1 protein-coding gene is annotated in these 731 nt (G+C 46.2%); it reads left to right on the plus strand.

All coding sequences use genetic code 11. The features are described from left to right. Nucleotides 1–43 precede the first annotated feature (43 nt). Nucleotides 44–731, plus strand: a 688-nt coding sequence (locus tag RH88_RS10500) for an IS66 family transposase zinc-finger binding domain-containing protein (protein ID WP_040757929.1), incomplete at its 3' end; no start/stop codon positions are given.

Below are 731 nucleotides of genomic sequence, written 5' to 3' on the forward strand. Positions count from 1 at the left end.
CACTGTCAGACTGGATGCAAATGATGAATTAAGAACCCTAACAATGGCTGAACTTCCTGATAATGTAGAACAACTCAAAGCGATGCTACTCAAGCTTCAGGAAGAGAACTGTGAACTAAAAAAAACAGTTGATACCCAAGCAGAAGAAGTGGTTGAGTTAGAGAATAAAATGCAGCTGCTCATTGAACAGCTCAACCTAAGTAAATCAAAGCGCTTCTCCGCCAAAAGTGAAAAAGAACCGAAAGGTACGTTTAACGAAGCTGAGCAGCAAAATGCCTTACCTAAAGCCGATCCAAAGCATCACAAGAAAGGCCGAAAACCATTACCAGCAGAGCTGGATCGTGAAGTTCATCAGCACACACTCAATGCCCCTTACTGTGAATGCTGCAATGAACCTCTACATCAATGCGGTACTGAAGTCTCGGAAGAGCTAAAAATCATCCCTCAAAAGGTCAGCGTCGTGCGCCATGAGCGCACGAAATACGCCTGCCGTCAGTGTGAAAAGACACAAACCAGCAGCAAAATCATCACCACTCCTCGACCTGCCAACATGATCCCGAAAAGCATCGGCAGCCCTGAAGCATTCGCTGCGGTAGTCACGGCCAAATATGTTGATGCCTTGCCGCTTTATCGCCAGGTTGAAATCTTAAAGCGCTCAGATATCGAGTTAAGCCGAGGCACGCTTGCAAACTGGTGTGTTCAACTGGGCAGTAAAGTGACCGTTATCGTTG

This window comes from Vibrio scophthalmi LMG 19158 (genome assembly GCF_000222585.1).
GTDB classification, from domain to species: domain Bacteria; phylum Pseudomonadota; class Gammaproteobacteria; order Enterobacterales; family Vibrionaceae; genus Vibrio; species Vibrio scophthalmi.